The sequence below is a fragment of the Bacteroides clarus YIT 12056 genome (assembly GCF_900129655.1).
GTDB classification, from domain to species: Bacteria; Bacteroidota; Bacteroidia; order Bacteroidales; family Bacteroidaceae; genus Bacteroides; species Bacteroides clarus.
Genome location: NZ_FQWK01000005.1, coordinates 268,540 through 289,647 on the forward strand (window position 1 = coordinate 268,540; position 21,108 = coordinate 289,647).

20 protein-coding genes and 1 tRNA gene are annotated in these 21,108 nt (G+C 46.9%); 7 read left to right on the forward strand and 14 right to left on the reverse strand.

The annotated features are described in order from the left end of the window. Window positions 1–54 precede the first annotated feature (54 nt). The 9 genes from BUB52_RS10550 to BUB52_RS10590 all read right to left on the reverse strand — a co-directional run bounded on the left by BUB52_RS10550 (window position 55) and on the right by BUB52_RS10590 (window position 6,985). On the reverse strand, window positions 55–1,320 hold the full coding sequence (locus BUB52_RS10550) for a class I SAM-dependent methyltransferase (RefSeq protein WP_009122113.1): 1,266 nt from the start codon (window positions 1,318–1,320) through the stop codon (window positions 55–57). A gap of 258 nt (window positions 1,321–1,578) precedes the next feature. After that, window positions 1,579–2,325 (reverse strand): M15 family metallopeptidase, encoded by a 747-nt coding sequence (locus BUB52_RS10555; protein ID WP_009122114.1) that lies wholly within the window; start codon window positions 2,323–2,325, stop codon window positions 1,579–1,581. Window positions 2,326–2,465: 140 nt separating this feature from the next. Then, window positions 2,466–3,275, reverse strand: coding sequence for a LytTR family DNA-binding domain-containing protein (locus tag BUB52_RS10560; protein ID WP_009122115.1), 810 nt, complete (start codon window positions 3,273–3,275; stop codon window positions 2,466–2,468). A gap of 3 nt (window positions 3,276–3,278) precedes the next feature. Then, window positions 3,279–4,052, reverse strand: coding sequence for a LiaF transmembrane domain-containing protein (locus tag BUB52_RS10565; protein ID WP_009122116.1), 774 nt, complete (start codon window positions 4,050–4,052; stop codon window positions 3,279–3,281). Between the two features lie 206 nt (window positions 4,053–4,258). Continuing rightward, window positions 4,259–4,332: transfer RNA gene (locus tag BUB52_RS10570), tRNA-Ile, on the reverse strand. A 91-nt stretch (window positions 4,333–4,423) separates the two neighbouring features. Next, window positions 4,424–4,735, reverse strand: a complete 312-nt coding sequence (locus BUB52_RS10575) for a DUF4491 family protein (protein WP_009122118.1) — start codon at window positions 4,733–4,735, stop codon at window positions 4,424–4,426. A 74-nt stretch (window positions 4,736–4,809) separates the two neighbouring features. Next, entirely contained in the window at window positions 4,810–5,274 is a 465-nt protein-coding gene (locus BUB52_RS10580) for an Lrp/AsnC family transcriptional regulator (RefSeq protein WP_004291634.1), read from the reverse strand. A gap of 240 nt (window positions 5,275–5,514) precedes the next feature. Next, the gene (locus BUB52_RS10585) at window positions 5,515–6,378 is read right to left on the reverse strand and encodes a BamJ family beta-barrel-assembly machinery protein (protein WP_009122119.1); all 864 of its coding nucleotides are present in this window, start codon (window positions 6,376–6,378) and stop codon (window positions 5,515–5,517) included. A 13-nt stretch (window positions 6,379–6,391) separates the two neighbouring features. Then, complete coding sequence (locus BUB52_RS10590) at window positions 6,392–6,985, reverse strand: BamJ family beta-barrel-assembly machinery protein (RefSeq protein WP_009122120.1); 594 nt, start codon at window positions 6,983–6,985, stop codon at window positions 6,392–6,394. 196 nt (window positions 6,986–7,181) lie between these two features. On the opposite strand from BUB52_RS10590, the gene BUB52_RS10595 reads away from it, so the two are divergent. Further along, on the forward strand, window positions 7,182–7,880 hold the full coding sequence (locus BUB52_RS10595; RefSeq protein ID WP_009122121.1) for an SIR2 family NAD-dependent protein deacylase: 699 nt from the start codon (window positions 7,182–7,184) through the stop codon (window positions 7,878–7,880). A gap of 136 nt (window positions 7,881–8,016) precedes the next feature. Here the strand turns inward: BUB52_RS10595 and BUB52_RS10600 are convergent, their stop codons facing one another. Then, window positions 8,017–8,763: a glycosyltransferase family 2 protein gene (locus BUB52_RS10600; protein WP_009122122.1), complete on the reverse strand. Its 747-nt coding sequence runs from the start codon at window positions 8,761–8,763 to the stop codon at window positions 8,017–8,019. Then, window positions 8,756–10,021 carry a glycosyltransferase family 4 protein gene (locus BUB52_RS10605; RefSeq protein ID WP_039950857.1) on the reverse strand — a complete coding sequence of 422 codons (1,266 nt, stop codon included), beginning with the start codon at window positions 10,019–10,021 and terminating at the stop codon, window positions 8,756–8,758. The genes BUB52_RS10600 and BUB52_RS10605 overlap by 8 nt, the downstream gene beginning before the upstream one ends. Before the next feature lie 226 nt (window positions 10,022–10,247). Between BUB52_RS10605 and BUB52_RS10610 the strand changes: the two genes are divergently transcribed. The 5 genes from BUB52_RS10610 to BUB52_RS10630 are packed head-to-tail and all read left to right on the forward strand — an operon-like array spanning window position 10,248 to window position 14,300. Beyond that, window positions 10,248–11,099 (forward strand): hypothetical protein, encoded by an 852-nt coding sequence (locus BUB52_RS10610; RefSeq protein ID WP_009122125.1) that lies wholly within the window; start codon window positions 10,248–10,250, stop codon window positions 11,097–11,099. After that, window positions 11,096–11,848: a cytidylyltransferase domain-containing protein gene (locus tag BUB52_RS10615; protein ID WP_009122126.1), complete on the forward strand. Its 753-nt coding sequence runs from the start codon at window positions 11,096–11,098 to the stop codon at window positions 11,846–11,848. The genes BUB52_RS10610 and BUB52_RS10615 overlap by 4 nt, the downstream gene beginning before the upstream one ends. A gap of 16 nt (window positions 11,849–11,864) precedes the next feature. Then, window positions 11,865–12,908, forward strand: a complete 1,044-nt coding sequence (locus tag BUB52_RS10620; RefSeq protein WP_009122127.1) for an N-acetylneuraminate synthase family protein — start codon at window positions 11,865–11,867, stop codon at window positions 12,906–12,908. Then, window positions 12,905–13,765, forward strand: a complete 861-nt coding sequence (locus BUB52_RS10625; protein WP_009122128.1) for a glycosyltransferase family protein — start codon at window positions 12,905–12,907, stop codon at window positions 13,763–13,765. The genes BUB52_RS10620 and BUB52_RS10625 overlap by 4 nt, the downstream gene beginning before the upstream one ends. A 37-nt stretch (window positions 13,766–13,802) precedes the next feature. Then, window positions 13,803–14,300, forward strand: coding sequence for a KdsC family phosphatase (locus BUB52_RS10630; protein WP_022218528.1), 498 nt, complete (start codon window positions 13,803–13,805; stop codon window positions 14,298–14,300). A gap of 14 nt (window positions 14,301–14,314) precedes the next feature. On the opposite strand, the gene BUB52_RS10635 is transcribed toward BUB52_RS10630, so the two are convergent. From BUB52_RS10635 to metG, 3 genes are read right to left on the reverse strand one after another with little or no spacing between them, the layout of a single operon-like run. Continuing rightward, window positions 14,315–15,322: a glycosyltransferase gene (locus tag BUB52_RS10635; protein WP_009122130.1), complete on the reverse strand. Its 1,008-nt coding sequence runs from the start codon at window positions 15,320–15,322 to the stop codon at window positions 14,315–14,317. 2 nt (window positions 15,323–15,324) lie between these two features. Next, on the reverse strand, window positions 15,325–16,770 hold the full coding sequence (locus BUB52_RS10640) for a lipopolysaccharide biosynthesis protein (protein WP_009122131.1): 1,446 nt from the start codon (window positions 16,768–16,770) through the stop codon (window positions 15,325–15,327). Window positions 16,771–16,775: 5 nt separating this feature from the next. Further along, window positions 16,776–18,818, reverse strand: a complete 2,043-nt coding sequence (metG, locus tag BUB52_RS10645; RefSeq protein ID WP_009122132.1) for a methionine--tRNA ligase — start codon at window positions 18,816–18,818, stop codon at window positions 16,776–16,778. Between the two features lie 218 nt (window positions 18,819–19,036). On the opposite strand from metG, the gene BUB52_RS10650 reads away from it, so the two are divergent. Further along, window positions 19,037–21,100, forward strand: a complete 2,064-nt coding sequence (locus BUB52_RS10650; protein ID WP_009122134.1) for an acetate--CoA ligase family protein — start codon at window positions 19,037–19,039, stop codon at window positions 21,098–21,100. Window positions 21,101–21,108: the final 8 nt, after the last annotated feature.

Consider the following 21,108-nt stretch of genomic DNA (forward strand, 5'->3'; position numbering starts at 1 on the left):
AAATCGGATATGCCGGTTCCACGTCTTTATGTTTTACTGCTTTTTGACTATATATCAGGGTTGTTTACAGGCAATCAATAGTTTTTTTTCATCGGCAAGGGTAGTTGCAAACAGATAGATATCTCCACCGTCCGCCAGTTTCAGGCGCTTTCGCAGTTCGGCCACGCTGGTGGGGAAGTTACGTACTGTGAGGTTGGCTTTTTTTTCCGTACCTATCAGTTCTTTAAGCCCTTTCTTGTTGAGGCTGCTACTGCCGGTAATGCGGAACTTGCGTCCGGGAAAGTCCGGTATATATGCGTCGGAAGTGTAAAGGTGGCTGTTGGGATGCAGTTTCTCTACATTATATATGGATGAAACGCTGCGGAACGCTCCGGCTTTTAGGATGGATGCATTGGGCTCGTACAAGTATGCTTTCAATGTGGAGGTATACGGGCATGGATGCTCTTTCTCCTGTTGGCGGGTGAACAGAAGGTTTTGAGCCTTTTGCGATGCTGTGAGATTGGCGCAGTGAATAGGAATTTCCTCGGAGGATAAATTTGTTTCGTGCCCTAATACGAGGAGAAGCTCTTTGCATTCGTTGTTGACGGAAACGACATGGGCTGCCTGTACATGTTTCAAATCGTGCAATGCGAGAGTCAGATCCAACATAGGAGACAACTTAACCAAAACGTGTGACGCTTTCTCAAGCAGTAAGTCTTCCAAAGCGGACACATCAGGTTCGCACTCGCTGATAGCTATCGTTTTACCTCCATGCCCGTCACGTCGGGCGGGGTCTATGAATATCCAATCTACGGGTTTCATCTCTTGCAGATGGTGAATGCTGTCTTCATGGCAGACGGAAATGTGGTTCAACCCTAAGGCGGGAAAATTGTGCCGGGCAATCTCGCAAAGTGTTTGCTGGCGTTCCACGTAAGTAGCTTTCCGGAAGCAGGAAGATAAAAAGGCGCAGTCAATGCCGAATCCGCCTGTGAGGTCGGTGAAGGAATTTCCCGATATGGGAGTGGCATTTTCTTCGGAGCTCTGTTGCTCAGGTTTCAGCAGACGGTTTATAATCTCCGCTTTATATCGTGCCGTCACCTCGGAGGAGCATTGCTCCAGAGAAAGGTGAGCCGGATAGAGTATCTTCTCGTTTTCGGCCCATGCAGGTATCTTCTCTCTGGCAATCTGCCAGCCGGAAATTTGTGTGATGGCGGCAGGTATATCTACCGAGGGGTAACGGTGTGCCTGCAAAGCAAGGAGTCTTACGTCTTCCCGGCGGTGTGTACGGATGAAGTGGAGAGTGTCTTGGCTGTGTATTTCGGTCATTCGTGTCTTTTCCATTCTCGGTAAATTTTTTAAGATAAGGAACTGTATTGTCAAATATATCTTTTTATATCTCCTTTCTAAACGTGAAAATGTCCATTGTTCTTGTTATCATTGGGGGATAATTTGGTATTTTATTACAAAGATAACCAAAACAAACAGTTCTGCACTATATGAGGAGATTTCAATTCTTGGTTTGTATCATTTGTAAAATTATAGTAAGGAAACAAAGTAAGACGCAGACTGTCCGTTTTTTGCAGATAGAGGTTGCTTGGGTTAAGGGATTATTGGGTACTTTTCTTTGGCTGTCTGCCGGTTGACACGGTTAAAGTGCCACCATTCGCTGGGTAACGGGCGGAAACCGGCCTCTCTCATTACTTTACGCAAGAGACGGCGGTTCTTCATTTCTTGTTTGGTAATCTTGTTTGCTTGTACTAATTGCTCTTCTCCGGTAATATGGGCTTCTTTACCGAGATAATCTACGGGGGTACCCATTGGTAACGGCTGTCCTTGGGCATCGATGATGCTGATGTCGACTGCCAGGCCATAGTTGTGTAGGCCACCGCCCCGTGCGGGGTTGGATACGTATATATATTTGGGCGTTCCCTTTACCACGTTCCACATCTTCTGCTGGACAGACATAGGACGTGCTGCGTCGTAGACGATGAGGCTGTAATCAGGACGTATCTCTTTCAAGAACTTTTGGGCTTGCAGCAGGCTTTCCATTGCTTCCGGGTGAAGATAGGCTTCATGCAAGTCTTCGTATAATACCTGCCCTGTGAAATTGTCTGCACGGGTGTACATTAGGTCTATGGCAATACTGTTATCCGCCTCGGCAATATTGATGAAGCCGAGTGAATCCAGATAAGTCGCCATTTTGCTCTTGGCAGGGAGTACGGAGCATATGGTGTCTGTATAAATATCTTCAGTCGCAGCGGTTTGTATGGAAGGATGTTGCCGACATCCGCTCCCAATAATAGCCGATATGCAGATGAAGAACAGGTATCTTGCAGATTTTATCATATTTCAATTCTCCTTGTGATGGACAAAGATAATCGAAATATGATAAAGCAGGTCTTATTACAGCTAAGGATTTATGGTGATGTAAATAGCTGTGGCGGTAGCAGAGGGGATGGTTACCGAAACTCCGGTTCGTATTTGATTTATATACCCAGACGATCTTTCAGTAATCGGTAACCGGCAAGGCTTACCCGTAGCTTTACTCCGTTCTTTAGTATCAGCTGATATGTTTCTTTGCCAAAAAGTTCAAGACGGGATATTTGCGTTATATTCACAATACTTGAACGATGAATACGAACAAAGTTGTCTGCGGGTAAATGTGTTTCAAGATATTTCATGGTTTGCTCCTTAATATATTCTCCCGTGGAGGTTACCAATGTGGTATAATCTCCGCAGGCCTGTATATATAGCAGTTCTTCTACTTTGATGATATGTATCCGGGAACCGTCTTTTACAGTAATGCGGTCGATGGGCTCATCTCGTACTTGTTCTTCTGTGGATATCTCCTCGTGTTCGGGGATGGGAAAGTTTGCCTCTTCCGAAGGTACGTTTCCTGCCTGTTGGAGATGATACCATAAAAGTATGGCTATCCAGGCGGGGATACCGAACAAAAGGCGAAAAGGTATGGTATAGGCAAATGGTATGTATGGCATACCTGCAATTCTTACCATGATGTCGCAAATCATGAAACTTCCTGCCAGCCATAATAAAATGACTGTTACACCGGTTATGATGTTCGTTCTGCACATGGAAACGGTGCCTACTATAAACCATGACAGATAGGATAGTATTATGAACCATCCAATTGTGGTAATTCCGTCTATTAGGGCGGGTATCCAGTCTGTGTCGGTATAACACCGGAGCAATGCGGTTTGAGCAATCACCAGAAAGAGTGAAAGTCCCAGTGCCGGAGTCCAGCGATAAGGGTAATCTGTTATCGGATGTGCTTCCATACGTCAATCTTTTATTTCTATGCCGCCGAATGATATATTGCCCCGGATGACGAGTACAGACCATTCTTGTTTGGTTTCCGCTCCTTTCCAACGTTTGTCCTCGCAACCGCCGCAGAAGCAGTTACACTCTATTTGTACTTTCCAGTCTGAAGGGATGAATAACTCGACTCCGCCCCAGTTGCAGTTCAGGTCTATGTAGGTTTCGCCGGAGGCTATGTGTGTATGGCGTAAGTCGATTGTTGTACCGCCGAAGTAGGTGCGTATATTGGCTCCTCTAAACAGCTCATCCAATACTACATGACGTACGGCGCTGAGCGAGTTGTTTGAGTATAGAAAACCGTCTTCCGATTGGTATTTTTGTTCTCCTTGTGTTCCCATTCTTGCATTTGCCATTTGTTGCATCATTCTGGCATGTTGCATTCTACGGTTTTTCCAATGTTTACTTCGATGGGGGCTGATGACAAAGATTCCGGTAAGGATAAGAATTAAAGGCCAAAACATTGCTTGGGAGTTATCGGGGAATAACATGAGTTTGTTGCCTAAAAGATAGATGCCTGCCAATAGTAAAGTACCGCCCAAAAGATAGCGTTGGCGTATGATGGTGTATGTACCTACTATAATAAAAAGGGAGTGCCACGCTACCAGAAGGTTGAAATATTCTTCGGTTATCATTCCCGAATTGCGGGCAAAGAGTAATAATCCGGTAAGGATAAGGAGTGAGGCTGTCAGCATTTTGCCATAACCTTTGTGAAACGGGAATTTCTGTTTGTCTTCCATTGTTTTTGGTTTTTATGATTGTCGGCTCAAAAGTAGATTAATTCTTTATGTTGCTGAATACTTTTCGGGTAGTTACGGTTGGAAAACCGATGAAAACCGGATAGAAACCGATGAATTGGGAGTACTGAATGAGCGTGTTTTCCGGTAACTTGAATAGTTTATAACTAAAAAAGGCTCTATTCCTTTCGGAATGAGCCTCTTTCTTGTGGACCAGCCTGGGCTTGAACCAGGGACCTCCAGATTATGAGTCTGTTGCTCTAACCAACTGAGCTACAAGTCCGGTGTATCCTTATCTCGGATAGCGGGGACAAAAGTAGTATTTTCTCTTGAAATATGCAAGCGTTTCAGATAAAAATGCGAATGTATTTTGTTTAGAATTTGTATGTTCGTTTAGGATTCTTGGGAAACCATCCCTTTTTTACCCGGTCTTCCTGTTCAAAGACTTCTTTGATAGTCCAGAATGATGAGAATGCGAATACGCCAAGAAGTGAGGCTACCAGAATGTTCTCGGTACATAATGAGGCTATGACGCCACCGATCCCTAACAGTAGGAAAATCCACCAGCATTTAGTTCCCCAATAATATTCGGCTTTTACTACTATGGGGTGAAAGATACCTATGATAAGGAAAGTACAGATACCGATTACAAGTCCTGACAGGTGATATTCGTTTAAGAAATCCATATTTATAAGTGATAAGGTGGTAAAATTATAGAGTGATAAAATAACAATTTTATCACTCTATTGTTTTATTTATCTTACTTTTCCGGGCAAATAGGAATTTCTTTCTTGATACTCTGTTCCAGTGAAATTAAAGTTTCTGTTGCGGTGACACCGGGAATCTCCTGCATCTTGTTATTCAGCAAATCCATTAAATGTTCGTTATCGCGTGCATACACTTTGGTCAGCATAGTGTACGGACCGGTGGTAAAATGACATTCCACGATTTCGGGAATCTTTTGCATCTCGGCGACAACAGCCTTATACATGGAACCTTTTTCCAATTTGATTCCTACATAAGTACAAGTTCTGTAACCCAAAGACTTGGGATTTACATGGTAGCCGGATCCGACAATGACACCCAAATCAATCAAGCGCTGTACACGTTGGTGAATGGCAGCACGTGATACGCCACACTCGGCAGCTACATCCTTAAAAGGAATACGGGCATTTTGGGAAATAATCTCCAGAATCTGCCGATCAAGATTGTCTATTTTTTCCATAATAGTAAATAAGTAAAGTTCTTGTTCTTATCAAATAGTAAGCAAATATAGGACTTTATTTTAATTTATCTATAAAATGGGAAGAAAAAAAGAATAAAAGTGATAATACGATAAAGTGATAGGTTAATAAGGTGATAAAGTGATAAGGGATGGAGAGGTGATAAAGTGGTAGGGTGATAATTGAATAGGGCGGTAAAGTATCATCACTTTACCGCCCTACCGCTTTATTGCGTTATCGTATTATTTTTCGATACCTACCAGTTCTACTTCAAAAATCAAGGTAGAGAACGGTTTGATTTGACCACCGGTTTCTCTTGCGCCGTAAGCCAGGTCTTGCGGGATGTAGAGTTCCCACTTAGAGCCTACAGACATCATGGTGAGAGCTTCTGTCCAACCTTTGATAACTTGGTTGGCACGGAATGTAGCAGGTTCTTTACGCTTGTATGAGCTGTCGAATTCTGTTCCGTCAATCAATGTACCTTTGTAGTTTACTTTCACTTTGCTGGTATCGGCAGGAATTGCACCGGTTCCTTTGGTGATAACTTTATATTGCAGACCGCTCGGAGTAGTTACAACACCTTCCTTAGTCTTGTTTTCTGCGAGGAATTTCTCACCGGCAGCTTTGTTGTCAGCGTATTTCTTCTCTAAAGCTTTAGATTTTACGGCATCCATTTGGGTCTGCATAAAAGTCTGAGCTTCTTCTTTGGTCATGATGCCCTTGCCGATAACTCCGGCAACGAAACCAGCCAACAGGTTCTCACGACTGATAGTTTGTGTAGAGTCTCCACCGAAAATCTGTTGGTTGAAACCTTCTACCCATTGCTTGCTTACCATTTGTCCGATTTGCAGACCTGCCATGTAAGCGGCATCTTTCTTATCTGTTTTTGTTGCACCTTCGTTGAAACCTTTCAGGAAGTCTGTCATCTGAGTGGAATCGATACCTTGTTGTGCAAGATATTGGTCCAGGCCTTCAGTACGTGCCATACCGATAGCGTAAGATAATGAGTCGATGTCCGTTTTCAGATTTGCTTTCGGACTTTGTGCAGTACAAGAAGCCAAACCGGCAGCTGCTGCAAGAGCCATGATAAATGTTACTTTTTTCATTTTGCTTTTAAAATTATTTATTTAATACTTTAAGTAGTTCCACTTCAAAAACGAGGGCACTGTGCGGCGGAATCATTTCACCTGCGCCTTGTGCTCCGTAAGCCAATTCGCTGGGGATGTAAAGCTTCCATTTGGCGCCTTCGGGCATCAGTTGCAAGGCTTCCACCCATCCCGGAATTACCTGGCTCACGCCGAATGTGGCGGGTTGGCCGCGTTTGATGGAGCTGTCGAACAATGTTCCGTCAATCAATGTACCTTCGTAGTGGCATTGTACCTGGTCGGTAGCTTTTGCGTATGTGCCTACGTTGCCTTCGTTGATTACTTCGTACTGGAGTCCGCTGGGCAGGGTAACTACGCCCGGACGTTTTTTGTTTTCTTCAAGGAACTTCTTGCCGGCTTCAATGTTGGCGGCGTTCATTTTCTGTTCCAGTTCTTCGAAGTACTTATTTACTATTTCGCGGGCTTCCGTGTGGCTGATAGCCGTTTGGTTGCCATCCAAGACGTCTTTGATTGCTTGTGCAAAGTCATCTACTGCGATGCCCTTAGCACCCATACTTAAAAGATTCTGACCTATTCCGAGGCCGATAGCATAACTGAATTTATCCATAAAGTGATTTTGTTGACGGCTGAAATGATTTCTTTTCCAGCCTATTGCAAATTAACGAATGGCAAAAGTACGTCTTTTATTTGAATGATTTTGTTTTTTTCAGATTAAAAAATCTTAGCAAGTGAAAATAACTTCCCTCTTTTCGGGTATTATTCATACATTTGTATGACTATATGAACTTTAAGGAGATATAAAGATGAAGAACTTGGTTGTTTTGTCTGGTGCGGGTATGAGCGCCGAGAGTGGCATCAGTACTTTTCGTGATGCAGGCGGGTTGTGGGATAAGTATCCGGTAGAACAGGTGGCTACTCCCGAAGGTTATGCCCGTAATCCGGAACTGGTCATCAACTTTTATAACGAGCGCCGCAAGCAATTACTGGACGTAGAGCCGAATGCCGGGCACATCGGGCTTGCCGGACTGGAGAAGGATTTCAATGTGACGGTTGTTACACAGAACGTTGACAATCTGCACGAGCGTGCCGGAAGTAAACGGGTTATTCATCTTCATGGCGAACTGACAAAAGTTTGTTCCAGTCGCGCCCCTTATAATCCGCATTACATAAAAGAACTGAAACCGGATGAATACGAAGTGAAGTTGGGAGATAAGGCCGGTGACGGTACTCAGCTTCGTCCCTTTATCGTCTGGTTCGGGGAGGCGGTTCCTGAGATTGAAACGGCCGTCAACTATGTGGAAAAAGCGGATATATTCGTTATTATCGGTACTTCGATGAATGTATATCCGGCTGCCGGATTGCTGAACTACGTGCCTCGTGAGGCGGAAGTGTATCTGATAGATCCTAAACCGGTAGATGTACATTCCACGCGGCGGATACATATAATCCAAAAGGGAGCATCGGAAGGTGTGCAAGAGTTGCGTTCGCTGCTTAAACCCTAAGTACGCTTGCCCGTAGCCTATATGTACGTGTCACTTCATTGGCAATGTTATGTCACTATGATGGCAGGCCTGTGCCTGCTCGATGGCATAAGTGTGCCAATAAGACGGCACATCCGATTTTATTAAACCGTACAAATTATTTTTTCAGTACCGCCCTCAGTACGAACCAGGCATGATAGGCTGCGGTGCTTATCCAGCCGTAATGTTGCGCCATGATGCGGAAGCGCTCCTTGAGCGAGGCTTCCCGGTTCCGGGTAGTCATACCCTCGTCCAGATAGTCTATTATCGTGAGATGAGTATTGTGTAGCGTCTGCGCTTTCTTCATGATACGGATACACCAGTCGAAGTCGGCGGAGAAACGGTACTTCAAATTATATGGTTCTGCTAAAGCGCGCTTGGCAAAAAATGCCTGATGGCAGACAAGCATTCCTTGTTTGAAGCTTTTCCACGTCAGCGTTTCCGGGGCGGACAGACGGCGCATACGGACAAAGTGCCCTTCTTTATCTACCAGAGCCGTTTCGCCATACAGCACATCAGGCAATTCGCTTCCTGTCAATGTATGTACCATTTGTTGCAGCGTATCATCCTCATGGAAACTGTCGCCGGCATTGAGGAAACAAAGGTAATCGCCCGTAGCCAGCCGGATGCCTTTGTTCATGGCGTCGTACAAGCCTTTATCGGGTTCGCTTACTACCTGTGCGATGTGATTCTTGTAGCGGTCTGTGATAGAAAGCGTTTTGTCTTTCGAGGCCCCGTCCACAATGATATACTCCACATGGCGGTAAGTTTGCGAGATAACGCTCTGGATAGTGTCTTCCAATACCGCTTCGGCATTGTAGGCTACAGTAATGACGCTGAACTTGGGGGTGAGATGATTATGCATTTCTTCCGGTGACTTTGTTGTACAGGTCGATATATTTTTTAGCGATAGTACCTTCCGAATAGTGGGTGACGGCTTTCCGACAGGCTTGTTCGGAGAGACTGGAATAATCCGGGTCGGTAAGCGTCCAGTAGATGCCGTTGGCAAAATCTTCGGACGATTTATATTGCGCCACATATCCGTTGTGCAGATGGTCTATCATTTCGGGGATGCCGCCTACGTTGAAGCCGACACAGGGAATACCGCACGCCATGGCCTCCATAATCATATTGGGCAGGTTTTCTTCCAGTGAGGGAGTGACAAAAAGGTCTACCGCATTATAAATGTCCACTAACTGATGTTCGTTGCTGACAAAATCCAGCGGATAGACTTTGAAAGGCAGTAAGTTCGCCAATTGCTGCGACTCCTTGCCGAAAACGACGACGCCGAGCTTTTCTTTCAGTTCGGGATGCTTTTCCGCCAGCAGTTTGCACGATTCTACCAGATAGTCGATTCCTTTCCGCTTATCCGTTATCTTTACAGAGCCGAACAGAGCGAGCTTGGCATCCTGAGGCAGTTTACATCTGCTGCGCGCTTCTTGCTTGTTGTGCGGCTTGAACAAGTTGGTATTGATGGGATTGGGAATACAGGTAATCGTGTGTCCGGCGAGCAAGGCGCTTTTCTTTGCCAAGCCTTCCAGCCAGTGGCTGCACGTTACGAAGTTGATGTGCCGTCCTTTGTACAAATTCTGTTTTTTGTAGAAAGTCCGGTAGGAGAGGTCTTTCTTGCCGCCATTGCCATGAATGAAAGGACAGTTACGGCACTCCTGCTGATAGCGGGTACACTCGCGGGCATGATGGCAAATACCGGTGCACGGCCACATGTCGTGCATGGTCCACACTACGGGTTTGCCCGATGCGAGGATATTCTCGATGTTTCTCAGAGACAACATCCCCTGATTTATCCAATGAAGATGAATTACATCCGCTTGCTGAAATTCCGGGAGCGAGGTGATGTCCGTACCCGTATTGGCAATATCGACGGCAAAGATATTATCCCGTTTGAAATGGTTGGCTTTCCATATAACGATACGTTCCCAGACAAATTTCCATACCATGCGCCAGTTGCGGCTCAATGAAACTACGGTGATTTGGTCGGTTTGCTTGTCACGTACCAAAAGCTTGGCCTTGATGCCGTTATTCTTGAGCGACTCCATTAGTCTGCTGGCCGCCACGGCTGCTCCGCCGATGCGTTCGGATGTATTGATTAATAGTACTCTCATTTTTGCGGAATGTTTGGACAAAAGTACTGCTTTTGCCGCTTTCTGCTCCATAAATCTTTTATTTTTTTAGTCTGTAACCGCTAAACTCCCTATCTTTGCCGGAGTTAAAAGCCCGTGATGTCGTAAGCAATGAAAATATTGAGGTGGAAAGCGGATTTATCATCGGAGGAAACGGGCTTTTCGTCGTAAGAAACCTATGGCTCATCGGTAGAAAATAAATGTAAGTATGGGAGATAAAGGAATGAAAAGACTGGAGCAACTGTGGCAGACTTTCCTGAGCGTGGTGAAGATACTGTTGCAATCCAAGTGGCGTACGCATTTGCCGTCGTCGTTCAGTAATCCGGAAGAGTTGTTGATACTGGCTAACGGCCCTTCATTGAACCGTACGGTTCAGGAAACTCCGGATTTTATAAAAGGCAAGACGTTGCTGGCGGTGAATTTCTGCGTTACCTCCCCTATGTTCGAGCTGCTTCGCCCGGAGATATATCTGATAGCCGACCCTCTTTTTTGGATTGTTCCCGAAAAGCGTGTGCAGTTGTTTCAGACGCTTGCCGAAAAGACCGCCTGGCCGATGAACCTGTTTATTCCTGCCCGTGCTTTGAAGAATAAAGAGTGGCAGCCTATGCTGGCCGGTAACCGGAATATCCGCCTCTGCATTTACAATACCACTCCGATAGAAGGTGTACAGGGATTCTGTAACTGGGTGTTCGGTAAAGGTTGGGGGGTACCCCGCCCTCACAATGTGCTGATTCCCTCTGTCGCCATCGGATTGCGCCTGCCGTTCAAGAAGATTTATCTGGCAGGTGCCGACCATTCCTGGTTGCCGGAAATCACGGTGACGGACGATAATGTGGTACTGATGCACCAAAAGCATTTCTATGACCGTGACAAGTCGCAGGCGGCGACGGTGACGCAGGAGAACCTGCATAGCGCACGGCTTTATACGATACTTTACCACATGTATGTGGCCTTTAAGTCCTATTTCGTGCTCGAAGCCTATGCTCGACGGTTGGGCAAGGAAGTGATTAACGTTACGCCGGGCAGTTATATAGACGCTTTTAAACGAATGAAGTTATGAAAGACGGAATCATCATTCAGGCACGTACCGGTTCTACCCGGTTGCATAATAAGATACTGCTCCCTTTCTATGGCAAGCAGCGCATTATCGACATCTTAATCGGCAATATCAAGCAGGCTTGTATTGGTAGGACGATTGTCCTTGCCACTACCAACCGCCCTCAGGATGACATATTGGCGGAGGTTGCCCGTGAAGCAGGTATCTGTTGCTACCGGGGCGATGAGGATAATGTGCTCGACCGCTTTATCCGGGCGGCCGCAACGTTCGGCTTAGACCGCTTTATCCGTGTTTGTTCGGATAATCCTTTCCTGCGTCCCGACAGTTTCCTGACGTTTTTCGCGGAACATGACGCCCGGCCGGCGGATTATATTGCCTACGGCTTTGCAGACGGCCGCCCTACCATCAAATCGCATTTAGGCTTGTTTGCCGAGCTGACAACCGCCGACGCATTGCGCCGTGCAGCTGCCGCTACACAGGAGAAGCTGTATATAGAGCACGTTACGATTTACCTCTATACGCATCCCGAAGCGTTCAGTATTCGTCTGCTTCCGTTGCCCGATGAATTGGAAGGCCGGTTAGACCTTCGCTTTACGCTCGATACGATGGGAGATTTTACCTTGCTGCAAGAGCTTTACGCTACTTTCTATGAGCAGACCGACCGAAGCGTCCACGCATTGCTCCGGTTGGTGGAAGCGCATCCGGAATATCGTGCCAAGATGCTGGAGAATATTGCAAGGAACGAGAAATGATAAATTTATTATATAAATGAAGAGTACATATATTATCGGAGAAATCGGACAGAACCATAACGGCTCCGTCGATATAGCCAAATTGATTGTCGATTTGGTGTCACGTCCCGTACGCGAAGAAGTCTTTAATTTCGAACTTCGTCCTATGGATGCGGTAAAGATGACCAAACGGGATTTGAATGAAGAGTTGACCGATTCGCAGATGAACCGTCCGTACGACTCTCCCCACTCTTTTGGACGCACTTATGGCGAGCACCGCGCCTGTTTGGAGCTGACGGATGAAGAACATTTTGAAGTTTACAGGCATGCCAAGTCATTGGGAATGGATTTCGTGGAAACTCTGTGCTCAAAAGGTTGTATGTCTTTATTGAAACTCTTTACGCCCGACCTCCTGAAAGTGGCCAGCCGTGACCTTACCAACCTGCCGTTGCTGGAAGTCATGGCCGAAACCAAAATACCTATCATCCTTTCTACCGGTATGGCGGGTAAGAAGGAGCTGGATGACGCATTGGATGTTATCACCCGTTATCACAGCGATATATCCATACTGCACTGCGTATCGCAGTATCCCACCCGGCCCGACAATCTGAATCTGAAAACGATAACCTATCTGAAACGGCATTACGGACAGTATCATATCGGCTTTTCCGACCATACCATTGGTATCGCAGCCCCGGTGGTTGCCGTAGGAATGGGTGCGGAGATTATAGAGAAGCACGTCACCATCGACCGCCGCATGAAAGGAACAGACCAGCAAGGTTCTTTAGGGCCGGATGGCGTAAACCGCATGATTCGTGATATTCGTATCGCCGAGCACTGGTTGGGCAGGGAGGAACTGTATATCGACTCCGCCGTCTCTGCAGCCAAAGTGAAACTGGAACGTTCCATCGCCACGAATAAGGCGCTGCATCCCGGAGATATTATTACGGAAGAGGATATCCACCTGCTTAGTCCGGGCGATGGCTTTAAGTGGGCGGAACGTGATAAGGTGGTAGGCCGCCGGGTACGGAAAGAGATACCGCGTAACGAGATTATTTATTCTTCATTGATTGAGGAATGAGACTGCTGGCTGTTGTTGTTCTCTATCATCCCGGTAAAGATTTAGCCGGGAATATCGACAGCTATCTGTCACAGGTGGATAAATTGCTGTTATGGGATAATACGCCCGGAGACGGGCAAGAGCGACTGCCTTTGCCGGATATCAGTCATCCGGAACGCTTGGAGTACAGGGGATGCGGCCGAAATGTAGGTATCGGTGCTGCGTTGAATGATGCCGTGGCTTATGCCCGTGAGTATGGATATACGCATCTGCTGACGCTGGATCAGGATAGTTTTTTTCTGCAAGGCGATTTCCGGCGTTATATAACGGCCATTCAAGAGTATGGAGAGAATAAGCGGATTATTTTCTCCGTGAATTATTTTATAAAATCCCGGCAGTCCTCTCTTTATCCCGTGACGGATACTGTCGATGAGGTTTTTTCGGCCATGACTTCCGGTACTGTTTATCCCGTCGGCCTGTTTGAAGAGCTGGGTGTTTTTATGGAAGAACTATTTGTGTGGGGCATTGATTGTGAGTATTGCTGGCGTGCGGCACGCAGAGGCGTGCGGACGGTTTGTTTCAAAAGTATCCTGTTGCAGCACGATTTGGGATATCAGAAGAAGAAACACCGCTTATTGGGTAAGGAGGTTTTCCCGAACGAATATCCTCCGGCACGTACTTATTATAATGTGCGTAATGGTATGGTGCTTCACAAACTCTATCCTGAAAGTTTGAACCTGAAAGCCCATTTGCGTTATCATTTATATAAACGGATTATCTTTGTGCTTTTGTATGAAAAGCGGAAGATTGCTAAATGGAAAGCGCTTTGGGACGGTTATCGTGATGGGAAGCGCGGTAGGCTGGGGGAGCGCGGTTGATGGATATTCTTATTTCTTAATCTTAAATATGATAGGTATGCTACCGAAATTAGTGATTACTGATATTGACGGTGTCTGGACTGACGGCGGAATGTATTATACTGCCGAAGGAGACGTTATGAAACGTTTTTCCGTGAAAGATGGTTGGGGAGTGATTTTTCTGCGCGAATTGGATATACCTGTGGCTATTATGACCGGTGAGGATACGCAAATTGTCCGGAAACGTGCCGATAAGTTGAAAATCAACTATTGCTATCTGGGAGTCAAGGATAAAGTGGCACAGGCTGAGGAACTGTGTCGCGAGTTAGGTATTTCATTGGGTGAAGTTGCCTTTATCGGTGATGACTTGAATGATTTGCCGCTGTTGCGCTTGGTGGGTTACAGCGCTTCTCCCGGCAATACGCCTGAATATATAAAACGCGAAGTAAAGTATGTAACGACCGCACACGGCGGTTATGGAGCTTTTCGCGAGTTTGTGGAGAAACTGCTGGCGGACAACGGACGCTTGCAGACTGTCATAGAGCGTTTCTTATAACCGGAATATGTATGTCATATCTCTGTGTTGACGCGGGGAAGCGGTATGTATCGTGAAACGGTTTCTCTTCCCCATGTCAGCATTTTCCCGATTTGCGCTTTTATTCTCTTTCCGGCTTGCCGGGGGCGTAATGTCTCCTGCCGTTTCACATCGTTCAACGTCCATTGCGGCTGGTATTTCAGCAGGCGCTGTTCCGCTTCCTCTATTCGTTGCGGTTGTCCGGAACTGATATAATAACGGATGAGATTCAGGCATATATTGGCATGTGCCTGCCGTAGTCCGTTGTATACATCCGTACGTCTGTCTTTGAAGTAGTCCAAAAGGAACTCTCTGGTGGTAAGTGCGATGTCCAGTCTCCTGTCCATGCCGGTTTCGCTCCATATCCCTTTGCTGTGTTTGCGGTATACGGCCATGGGTTTGCCGAAATAATAGATATTCCCATGTTGTGCATTCAGCAGATGCAGGGCGTAGTCGCATGAAGTGAACTTGGCAAACCATTCGGGCATTTCCGGATAGTAACATCTTCGGAATACGGATGAAGAGTTGGTAATATAATTGCTTTCGGCAAGGTCGGAGATGGTGGTGATTTTCCTTTGATGTCCGTTGGACAGGCTCTTGCTTCCGTCCTCCTCATAGTAGTTGACTACCCTGTGGAAACATATTGCGAACTGACTGTGGGTGTCCAGAAAATCGGTAGCACGCTGTAACTTGCGCCTGTCAAACCAATAATCGTCACCGTCGCAAACGGCGACGTATTCACCGCGGCAATGTTTGTAGGTCTCCATATAATTGCGCTGGTAGCCCAGGTTCTTTTCGTGCCGTATCACGGTGATGAGCTCCGGATACTTTTCCTGGTATCGCTTGCATATTTCGTAGGTACGGTCGGTACTGCGGTCCTCACCTATGATTAGCTCAACGGGGTAGTCGGTCTTTTGGCTTAATACGCCTTTGATGGCAATCTCTATATAATTCTCAATATTATATGCCAGCATAATGACGCTGACTTTCACGGTCTTTTCCATAATCAGTCGCTTTTTCGTTTTAATACTAACCGGATGGCTTCATCCAAGATTGCGGAGCCTAATATCCGGTTGATTCCATAATAGAACAGAATACCGATAACGATTTTCACAGGAAGCAGCAGATAATTTTCCGTCAGGAAGCAGTCCGGTATCAGCAGTATTCCCCACATGATTACGGAGAGAACGGCGTAAGGGGCAATATCCCTTATCTGTTTCAGCCAGCTATACCCTACGGCCTTTCCGATAACAACGATACTGATCAGGTAAATCAATATCTGGGTAAGTGCCAGACAAGCTACCATGATAAGCGCGCTTTGTTTCAGGCTGGCTGCCAGGCAGGCTATAATCAGCAGGGTACGTGCTATTTCCAGTTTGAAGATAAGGTCCGAGCGCCCCTGCACTTTGGCAAAGTTTTGGTTGACGGTACTCAGAATGGTGAAGATTCCTGCCAGGCAGGTCAGTTGGAAAAAAGGCACACAACCCATCCATTCCGCTTTCAGTATCAGTGCGATAAACGGATAGGCTACGGATACCATGCCTGTCATAAGGGGGAACGTGAGGAAAGCGGTAAAGCGTATCGTCTTGCGATAAGAACGCAGACTTCTTTCTTTGTCGTTCTGGATATGCGAGAATATGGGGTAAGTAGCTGTCTGCAGGCTGGAGTAGACCGAGCTGATTACCATCAGGCTGAACTTGTTTCCTTGTGAATAATATCCTAATTGAACGGGCGGATATAATTTACCGATAGCTACCGAATAGATATTGGTAAAAATGGAGTTTACCAGACCGGCAAGCAGCAGATTGGAAGAAAAGCCGAATAATTCCTTGATGTGACTTATACTGAACAATAGTTGAGGCCGCCATTTATTGAAGAACCATAAAAGGACGGTACGCAGGAAGGCCAGTATAACGGGTTGCCACGCCAGCGTCCATACTCCCATACCGCCATATGCCATGGCAAGCGAACCGATGCCGGATGCCGTAAGGGCGATGAGATTAATCTTGGTTAGAATTTTAAAGCTGACTTGCTTGTTGAGTAAAGTGGTTTGTATAAGACTTAGCGAGTTAAAGGGAAGCGCAAGGAAAATAACCCTGGCAAGGTCTGTCAGTAAAGGCTGGTTGAAGAATCCGGCGATGAGCGGAGAGCAGACGAATAACAGCAGATAAAGGCAGGCGCTGATGAAGATGTTGAAATAGAATACAGAATTATAGTCTGTTTCGGTAGCGTCCTGCTTGCGGATTAAAGCGGCGCTGAACCCGCTGTCCAGTACGATATTGGCAATTGCGCTGAAAATGGCGAGCATTCCTACCAATGCGTAGTCTTCAACGGAGAGTATGTTGGCTACGAGGACACCGACAATAAACAACAAAACTTGCTGGCCCATACGGTCCAGCAAGTTCCAGAGCAATGCTCCTATTGTTCGTTGTTTCAGTGAAGGCTCACTCATATGGATTATTTTACTTCACTACCGGGCTTTACTTCGCGTAACAATGAGGTTACAGCCAGTGAGCCGTCATAGTTTTCGGCAGAAAGTATCATACCTTCACTCACCAGTCCGTTCTTGAATTGACGGGGAACCAGGTTGGCGATGAACAGTACCTGTTTGCCTACCAGCTCTTCCGGTCGGTAGTGCTGGGCAATACCGCTGACGATAGTACGGTTTTCCAGTCCGTCGGCAATCTTGAACTTCAACAGTTTCTTCATCTTAGGTACGGCTTCGCATTCCAATACGGTTCCTACGCGGATATCCAATTTCTCAAAGTCCTCGAATGAGATGACGGGCTTGATAGGATTTGCCTTGTAGCCGGCTGCTTCGTTCGCTTTCTTGGTAGCGAGCAGTTTGTCTACCTGTGCCTGGATAACATCGTCCTCAATCTTCTCGAATAACAGTTCGGGGGTTGCCAGTCGGTGTCCGGCGGGCAGCAGGTCTGTATGACCGAGTTCTGCCCAGTCGAAACTGTCCATGTTCAGCATCTTACGGAGCTTTTCGCTGCTGAACGGCAGGAACGGTTCGAAAGCGATGGCAAGGTTGGCGACCAGTTGCAGGGAGATATTCAGAATGGTAGCTACGCGCGGCATGTCTGTCTTGGCAAGTTTCCAAGGTTCTGTATCTGCCAGGTACTTATTACCGATACGCGCCAGGTTCATGGCTTCCTTCTGTGCGTCACGGAATTTGAATACGTCGAGCAGCTTTTCCACTTCTTCTTTTACGTCGGCAAACTCTTTCAGCGTTTCGCGGTCGTAATCGTTCAGTTCGCCGGCAGCGGGTACTACACCGTCGAAGTACTTCTTGGTGAGTTGCAGGGCGCGGTTTACGAAGTTACCGTATACAGCTACCAATTCGTTGTTATTGCGTGCCTGGAAGTCTTTCCAGGTAAAGTCGTTGTCTTTTGTTTCCGGAGCATTGGCGGTGAGCACGTAGCGCAGCACGTCCTGCTTGCCGGGGAATTCTGCGAGATATTCATGCAACCATACGGCCCAGTTGCGGGAAGTGGAAATCTTATCTCCTTCCAGATTCAGGAATTCGTTGCTGGGCACGTTGTCGGGTAGGATATAACTGCCTTCCGCTTTCAACATGGCGGGGAATACGATGCAGTGGAATACGATGTTGTCTTTTCCGATGAAATGAACCAGACGTGTTTCAGGGTCTTTCCACCATTTCTCCCAAGAGTCGGGCAGCAATTCTTTGGTATTGCTGATGTAGCCGATGGGAGCGTCGAACCATACGTAAAGCACTTTGCCTTCGGCGCCTTCCACCGGAACGGGAATACCCCAATCTAGGTCGCGGCTTACGGCACGCGGCTGCAAGCCCATGTCGAGCCAGCTTTTACATTGGCCGTACACGTTGGGACGCCATTCTTTATGGTCTTCCAATATCCACTGGCGCAGCCATGCTTCATGTTTGTCGAGGGGCAGATACCAGTGTTTGGTTTCGCGCATTACGGGTTGGCTGCCGCTGATGGCGCTTTTCGGATTAATCAGGTCGGTAGGGCTGAGGCTTGTACCGCACTTTTCGCATTGGTCGCCGTAAGCGCCTTCTGCGTGGCAGTGGGGGCATTCGCCGGTGATGTAACGGTCGGCAAGGAAAGTCTTGGCTTCCTCATCGTAGTACTGCATGCTGGTCTTTTCAATGAATTCGCCTTTGTCGTACAGTTTGCGGAAAAACTCGGAAGCAGTGTCGTGATGTGTCTTTGAGGTGGTACGGCTGTACACATCGAACGAAATGCCGAATTCTTCAAAAGACTTCTTGATAAGCGTATGATAGCGGTCTACTACATCTTGCGGTGTAATTCCTTCTTTCTTGGCGCGGATGGTGATGGGCACTCCGTGTTCGTCGGAGCCGCCGATAAAGACCACATCTTCTTTTTTCAGTCTCAGGTAGCGGACATAGATGTCGGCAGGTACATAAACCCCTGCCAGGTGTCCGATATGAACGGGGCCGTTGGCATAGGGCAGTGCCGATGTCACGGTGGTACGCTTGAATTTCTTTTCCATTGTATATATGTATCTCTTTTGTTATGAACGCTTTTAAGATGTGCAAAGATAACGGTTTTCTCTCAAACCTACAAAAAGAGGAATATATACTTCTTGCCCGGAACCTTCCGTCTTTGAAAGAGTAAAGAAGAAGTAATATTAAAAGATTATCTTCTTGCCGTTATGCATATAAATTGTATATTTGTACGATTGTCGTACTATACTAATATGAACAGACTATGATAACAAGCCAATTGCTGCATCCTGCCAGTATTGTGGTGGTGGGAGCTTCCAACAATGTACATAAACCCGGCGGGGCTATCTTGAAGAATTTGATTCATGGCGGTTATACCGGAGAACTGCGGGCGGTGAATCCGAAAGAGACTGAAGTGCAAGGCGTACAGGCCTATGCCGATGTAAAGGATATTCCCGATACGGACCTTGCTATCCTTGCTATTCCCGCCGTTCTTTGTCCCGATGCGGTAGAGTTGCTTGCTTCTGAGAAGCGGGTACGTGCGTTCATTATCCTTTCAGCCGGATTTGGTGAGGAAACGCATGAGGGCGCGCTTTTGGAAGACCGTATTCTGGAAACGGCGAATCGGTACGGCGCTTCGCTGATAGGCCCCAATTGTATCGGATTGATGAATACGTGGCATCATAGCGTGTTCAGTCAGCCCATCCCCAATCTGCATCCGCAAGGCGTCGATTTGATATCCAGCTCCGGAGCGACTGCGGTGTTTATTCTGGAGAGTGCGGTTACAAAAGGGCTGCAGTTCAATTCCGTATGGTCTGTGGGCAATGCCAAGCAGATCGGAGTAGAAGATGTGCTGCAATATATGGACGAGCATTTCGATTCGGAAAAAGACTCCAAGATAAAACTGCTTTATATCGAAAGTATAAGCGATCCTGACAGATTGCTGTTCCATGCTTCTTCGCTGATAAAGAAGGGATGCAAGATTGCGGCCATTAAATCCGGCAGCAGTGAGAGCGGCAGTCGTGCGGCATCCTCGCATACGGGAGCTATCGCCAGTTCCGATTCGGCGGTGGAGGCTCTGTTCCGTAAAGCGGGTATCGTACGTTGCTATTCTCGGGAGGAACTGACTACGGTAGGGTGTATTTTCACTTTGCCGGAACTGAAAGGAAAGAACTTTGCCATTATTACCCATGCGGGCGGACCGGGTGTGATGTTGACCGATGCCTTGAGTAAAGGCGGGTTGAATGTGCCGAAGTTGGAAGGCGAGCTTGCCGAAGAGTTGAAAAGCAAGCTCTTTCCGGGGGCTGCCGTTGGAAATCCGATAGACATTCTGGCTACGGGTACGCCTGAGCATTTGCGCCTTTGTCTGGAATACTGTGAGGAAAAGTTTGATAATGTGGATGCGGTAATGGCTATTTTCGGCACTCCGGGTCTGGTTACCATGTTCGAAATGTATGATGTGCTGCATGAGAAGATGCAAACCTGCAAGAAACCGATATTCCCTATTCTCCCGTCTATTAATACGGCAGGAGCCGAGGTTGCCGCTTTCCTCGCTAAAGGCCATGTGAACTTTGCCGATGAAGTAACGTTAGGTACGGCATTGTCGCGCATTGTGAATGCGTCGAAGCCGGCGAATAATGAAATAGAGCTTTTTGGAGTGGATGTTCCGCGCATCCGCCGTATCATAGATTCTATTCCGGGAGACGGCTATATCGAACCGCATTATGTGCAGGCATTGTTACATTCTGCAGGTATTCCTGTGGTAGAGGAGTTTGTATCCGCTAATAAGGAAGAAGCGCTGGCCTTTGCCCGTCGTGCCGGATTCCCGGTGGTGGCGAAAGTGGTGGGGCCTGTGCATAAATCCGATGTAGGCGGAGTGGTATTGAATATAAAGAGCGAACAGCATCTGGCATTGGAGTTTGAACGCATGATGCAGATTCCTGAAGTAACGGGTATTATGGTGCAGCCGATGCTGAAAGGAACGGAACTCTTTATCGGTGCGAAGTACGAAGAGAAATTCGGCCATGTAGTGCTTTGCGGTTTAGGCGGTATCTTTGTGGAGGTGCTGAAAGATGTATCTTCCGGTCTGGCTCCTTTATCTTACGAGGAAGCCTACTCTATGATTCGTTCGTTGCGCGCCTATAAGATTATAAAAGGCACGCGCGGGCAGAAAGGAGTGAATGAGGATAAGTTCGCCGAAATCATTGTGCGCTTGTCTACCCTGTTGCGTTTTGCTACGGAGATTAAGGAAATGGATATTAATCCGCTGTTGGCAACGGAAAAGTATGTAATAGCGGTAGACGCCCGTATCAGAATAGAAAAGAACTAACTTTTTGT